This is a genomic window from Actinotalea sp. JY-7885 (assembly GCF_014525465.1).
Lineage (GTDB): Bacteria > Actinomycetota > Actinomycetes > Actinomycetales > Cellulomonadaceae > Actinotalea.
On record NZ_JACEXH010000220.1, the window covers coordinates 1 to 4,680 of the forward strand.

Below are 4,680 nucleotides of genomic sequence, written 5' to 3' on the forward strand. Positions count from 1 at the left end.
CGGCCACCCGCGCGTGGCGCGCGGCGACGGCCGCGGCGTCGAGGCGCCCGGCGCCCGTGCCGGCCGCCACCGCGGGGGACAGTGGGTGCACCAGGTGGCCGTCGAACCGGTCGACCGTCACGGCCGTCCAGTCGACGCCCTCCACGGTCGCCGGCCCGTCCGCGGGGTGGCGCACGGTGGCGGTGAGGAGCAGCCCGGAGTCCGTGGCGGGCGAGCAGCAGGCGCCGTCCTGGTTCGAGATGAGGTTGCCGAGCCCGTAGGCGACCCACATGCCCTCGCCGCGCGGACCGCCCGCGAGCCGGGCGACGGGCTGCGGGACGTGCGCGTGGTGGCCGATCACGAGGTCGACCACGCCCGACGCCGCGAGCTCCTCGGCGATCGCGGCCTGCTGGGCGGTGGGGGCCGAGACGTACTCGACGCAGCAGTGGACGCTGACGAGCACCAGGTCGGCGCCCGCCTCGCGCGCGGCCGCGGCCTGAGCCACGATCGCGGCCGTGTCGAGCAGGGTCACGGTCCACGGCGCGCCGGCGGGCACGGGCATCCCGTTGGTCCCGTACGTCGCGGCGAGGTGGGCGATGCGCGTGGTGCCGGCCGCCCGGACGACGTCGTACACCTGGGGCGTGGCCTCCTCCGGTGTCCGCGCGGTGCCGACGTGGCCCAGGCCGGCCGCGCCCAGCGCCTCGAGGGTCGCCGCGACACCCGCGGCCCCGCGGTCGACGCTGTGGTTGGACGCGGTCGAGCAGCCGTCCCAGCCGTTGGCGGCCAGGGACGCGGCGATCGCCGGGGGAGCGCCGAACAACGGGTAGCCCGACGGGCTCGACCCGGGCGGCATGACGGGCACCTCGAGGTGGCACAGCGCGAGGTCGGCGCCCTCGACGAACGGCCGGATCGGCTCCAGGAGCGGCGCGAAGTCCCACCCCGTCGCTGTCCGGGCGGACGACATCACCGGCTCGTGCAGCAGCACGTCGCCCGCGGCCACGATGGTCAGCACCGTGTCCGGTGGCGGCGGTGGTGGCGTCGGGGTCGGGGTGGGCGTCGCGGTGGGGGACGGGCTCGGCGACGGCGCGGCGCCCCCCTCGGCCTCGCCGGCCGGGGCCGCGAGGAGCTCCGACAGCCCGGGCACGGGGACCACCCCGGTGAGGGCGAGACCGAGCCCCACGACGGCGGCGACGGCGGCGACCGCGGCGGCTCGCCGGCCGTGCCGGCGGGTCTTTCGCCGTGCGGTGCGCTCGGCGACGCGGCGGCCGGCCCGGCTCTGCGGGGGGTGTGAGGGGGTCACGGCGCCACACGCTAGCGCCAGCCACTTAAGGTGTGGGACGTGGTCGCGGCGAGGACAGGTCTCAACGTCGCCAACGGAGTGACTGTCGCGAGGATCGCGCTGGTGCCGTTGGTGCTGCTGGCGATCCTGGCGGACGACGGCGGCGGGGGCTGGCGCTGGGTGGCGGCCGGCCTCTTCGCGCTGGCGGCGGCGAGCGATCGCCTCGACGGCTACCTGGCCCGGCGGTTCGACCAGGTGACCGACTGGGGCAAGATCATGGACCCCATCGCCGACAAGCTGCTCATCGGCGGCGTCCTCGTGGTGCTCTCCGTGCGTGACGTGCTGCCCTGGTGGGTCACGGTCGTGGTGCTCGTGCGCGAGCTGGGCATCACCGCGATGCGCATGGCGGTGCTGCGCTACGTCGTCATCCCCGCCTCGCCCGGGGGCAAGCTCAAGACGGTGCTGCAGTCGGTCGGGCTGGGCCTGTTCGTCCTGCCGCTCGACCAGCTGCCCCAGGTCGTCACCGTCGTCGCCTGGGCCGTCCTGCTCGCCGCCGTCGTCGTCACGCTCGTCACGGGCGTCGACTACCTGCGCCGGGGCTGGGCCCTGCGCCGCGCCCGCGCGTGAGCCTGCCCGGGGCCGCGGCCGTCGAGCTCCTCGCGCGGGCGGGATGGACGGTGGCGGTCGCCGAGTCCCTCACCGGCGGTGCGCTGTGCGCCGCGCTCGTCGACGTCCCCGGGGCCTCTCGGTGCGTCCGGGGCGGCGTGGTGGCCTACGCGACGGACCTCAAGGCGGCGCTGCTGGGCGTCGACGGGCAGCTGCTCGCCGAGCACGGTGCCGTGCACCCCGAGGTGGCCCTCCAGATGGCGCGGGGCGTGCGCGTGCGCCTGGGGGCCACGTGGGGCCTGGCGACGACGGGCGTGGCCGGGCCGGACCCGCACGACGGGCACGCTCCCGGCACCTTCCACGTCGCCGTCGACGGGCCGGGCGGCCCCGAGGTGGTGTCGGTGGAGGGCTCCGGCGGTGACCGCGCGGCCGTGCGGGAGGCCGCGTCACTGGCCGCCCTGCGGCTCCTGATCCGCCGCGCGGGTGACGGCGGAGGTCACGATCCGATGACGACGGCACGGACCTGAGCCGCGGCCCGCCTGCGTGGGAACACGGGGGCGGTGCCTCACGTTGGACAGTTCGTGACGACGATCAGGGGTGAGCAGGGCATCCGCCGCGAACCTGTGCGCCCCGCGGGGTACGGTAGGACCTCCGCGGCCGGAGTCCGGCCGGGCACGCGCAGCACGGCAGTCCGCACGACAGCACCTGGAGCCCGGGCCACGCGTCCGGGGCAGGAGAGCTCCACGCAGGTCCTCAAGACCACGGCGCCGACGCAGGCACACACGGAGGGAGGTCGTCCGATGGTCGTCCTTCGACGCGAGATCGGCGACGTCCTCCGCGGCGCGCGCCAGCGCCAGGGCCGCACGCTGCGCGAGGTCAGCTCCGCCGCACGGGTGTCGCTCGGCTACCTCAGCGAGGTCGAGCGCGGGCAGAAGGAGGCGTCCTCGGAGCTCCTCGGCTCCATCTGCGACGCCCTCGACGTGCCGCTGTCGCTGGTCCTGCGCGAGGTGAGCGACCGCGTCGCCGTGGCCGAGGGTCTCGCGATCCCCGACACCGTCCCGGCGGACCTCGCCTCGTGCCTGCGCCGTCCGGATACCGGTGGTTCCTGGTCGCAGCGCGGAGAGCTCGCACCCGTCGGCTGACCGGGTCGACGCCCGTCCCTCAGCGTGACGGGGTGTTCTCGGCTCGCGCGCGCCACACCCCCGGGTGCCGCGCGCCCGGAGGCACCGGCTGGCAGCCCGGGCACCAGAAGGCCGGGCGCTGCATGGGCGGACGGCGCACGGGCCCGACGTCGACGGTGGTCCCGCACCGGCGGCAGGGCCGTCCGGCGCGCCCGTGCACCCAGCTCGTCAGCCCTCGCCCGGTCTCCCCGGTGCTCGTCGGCAGGTCGGCGGCGACGCTGCGCTCCATGAGCGTCCGCGCCGTCATGATCAGGCTGGCGGGGTCGGCGACGTCGCCGGCCGGGGTCCAGGGCCAGGTGCGCCGGGCGTAGAGCGACTCGGCCATCCAGATCGTCCCGAGCCCCGCGAGCACGGTCTGGTCGAGCAGCACCTCGCCGATCGGCGCGGCCGCGCGCGCGGCGAGCCGGCGGAGCGCCTCGGGCAGGCCGGCGACCGGGAAGTCCGGCGCGAGCACGTCCGGCCCCAGGTGACCGATCAGCGTGCGCTCGTCCCGCGTCGGGACGACGTCGAGCATCCCGAGGCGGATGCCCAGGGCGGTCCAGCGGGCGGTGGCCAGGACCGCCCGGACGTCGGCGCCGCGCCCCGCGGCCGCGCCGCTGTCCGTCCGCGCCACGCGCCACGTGCCCTCCATGCGCAGGTGGGTGTGCAGCGTCCGGCCGTCGTCGAGCCGGACCAGCAGGTGCTTGCCGTACGAGCGGACCTCGGTGACGGTGCGCCCGACGAGGTCGAGGCCCGCCGCGTCCGGCCACCGCAGCTCCGCGCGGACCAGGACCTGGCCGGCGAGCGCGGCGTCGAGCCGCTGCGCGGTCCGGCGGACGACGTCCCCCTCGGGCATCAGCGCACCGTGCCCGGGTCGAGCCGCAGTCCTCGGGGCGTCGTGCCGAAGCCGGCCCGCGCGAGCGCCGCGGCGAGCGGCGTCGTGAGCGCGGCGCGGTCCAGGAGGTCCTCCCCGTCGGCGCGCTGGAGGGTGAGCCGGCCCAGGCGCCCGTCGCGGACGGCGCCCGCGAGCGCCGCGGAGGCGGCGGCGAGGGCCGACGGCTCCGGCGTGAAGGACAGCAGGGTGCGGCCACCCCGCTCGAGGTAGAGCACGAGCGCGCCGCCGACGAGGACGACGACCGAGCCCGCCTTGCGGCCCGGCCGGTGGCGGGCCTCCCCCGGCTCGGCCGCGGGTGGCTCGGGCCACGCCAGCGCCGCGCCGTAGGGGTTCGCCGGGTCGGTCGCGGCCAGGACGACCACGGGCGGTTCCCGACCGTCGTCAGGTGCGCGCGCGTCGTCGCGCACCTGGTCCACGGCCCCCGGCAGCGCGAACTGCGAGCCGCCGAGGTGCTCGACGAAGTAGCCGCGACGCACCTGTCCGGCCTGCTCGAGCGCCGCCAGCACGCGGTACACGGACCCGAACTGGCCGGCGACGCCCTCCGACGGCGCGACCGCCCGGGTCAGGACGCCGTGGCGGTCGAGCAGCTGGAGCGCGAGGGCGTGGGCGCGCACGGTGGCGTCCGGCTCGCGCTCCGGCAGCAGGGACCAGCGCCCGGAGGTCTCGGGCCGGTGGCCGACCGCGGGACGGGCTCCCGGCCGGGGCCGTGGCACGCCGGCCAGGGCGCCACCGGTGAGCGACCTGCCCAGGAGGCGGCCGCG

The 4,680-nt window shown here is 77.5% G+C and carries 5 protein-coding genes and 1 pseudogene; 3 read left to right on the top strand and 3 right to left on the bottom strand.

Annotation, left to right across the window (positions count from 1 at the left end):
- Nucleotides 1–1,279: CapA family protein (locus IDM29_RS15090; RefSeq protein WP_309232750.1), on the bottom strand; the 1,279-nt coding region annotated here is incomplete at its 3' end.
- A gap of 39 nt (nucleotides 1,280–1,318) precedes the next feature.
- Here IDM29_RS15090 and pgsA point away from each other — a divergent pair.
- From pgsA to IDM29_RS15105, 3 genes are all read left to right on the top strand, one after another.
- Nucleotides 1,319–1,885, top strand: coding sequence for a CDP-diacylglycerol--glycerol-3-phosphate 3-phosphatidyltransferase (gene pgsA / locus IDM29_RS15095; protein ID WP_182113605.1), 567 nt, complete (start codon nucleotides 1,319–1,321; stop codon nucleotides 1,883–1,885).
- The gene (locus IDM29_RS15100) at nucleotides 1,882–2,391 is read left to right on the top strand and encodes a CinA family protein (protein ID WP_220458026.1); all 510 of its coding nucleotides are present in this window, start codon (nucleotides 1,882–1,884) and stop codon (nucleotides 2,389–2,391) included. Before pgsA ends, IDM29_RS15100 begins: the two co-directional genes overlap by 4 nt.
- Before the next feature lie 273 nt (nucleotides 2,392–2,664).
- Complete coding sequence (locus IDM29_RS15105; protein ID WP_182113606.1) at nucleotides 2,665–3,006, top strand: helix-turn-helix domain-containing protein; 342 nt, start codon at nucleotides 2,665–2,667, stop codon at nucleotides 3,004–3,006.
- 19 nt (nucleotides 3,007–3,025) lie between these two features.
- Here IDM29_RS15105 and IDM29_RS15110 read toward each other — a convergent pair whose 3' ends face one another.
- Complete coding sequence (locus IDM29_RS15110) at nucleotides 3,026–3,880, bottom strand: Fpg/Nei family DNA glycosylase (RefSeq protein ID WP_182113607.1); 855 nt, start codon at nucleotides 3,878–3,880, stop codon at nucleotides 3,026–3,028.
- Nucleotides 3,880–4,680, bottom strand: a pseudogene (locus tag IDM29_RS15115) (DEAD/DEAH box helicase); the annotation flags it as partial. The gene IDM29_RS15110 and the pseudogene IDM29_RS15115, both read right to left, overlap by 1 nt.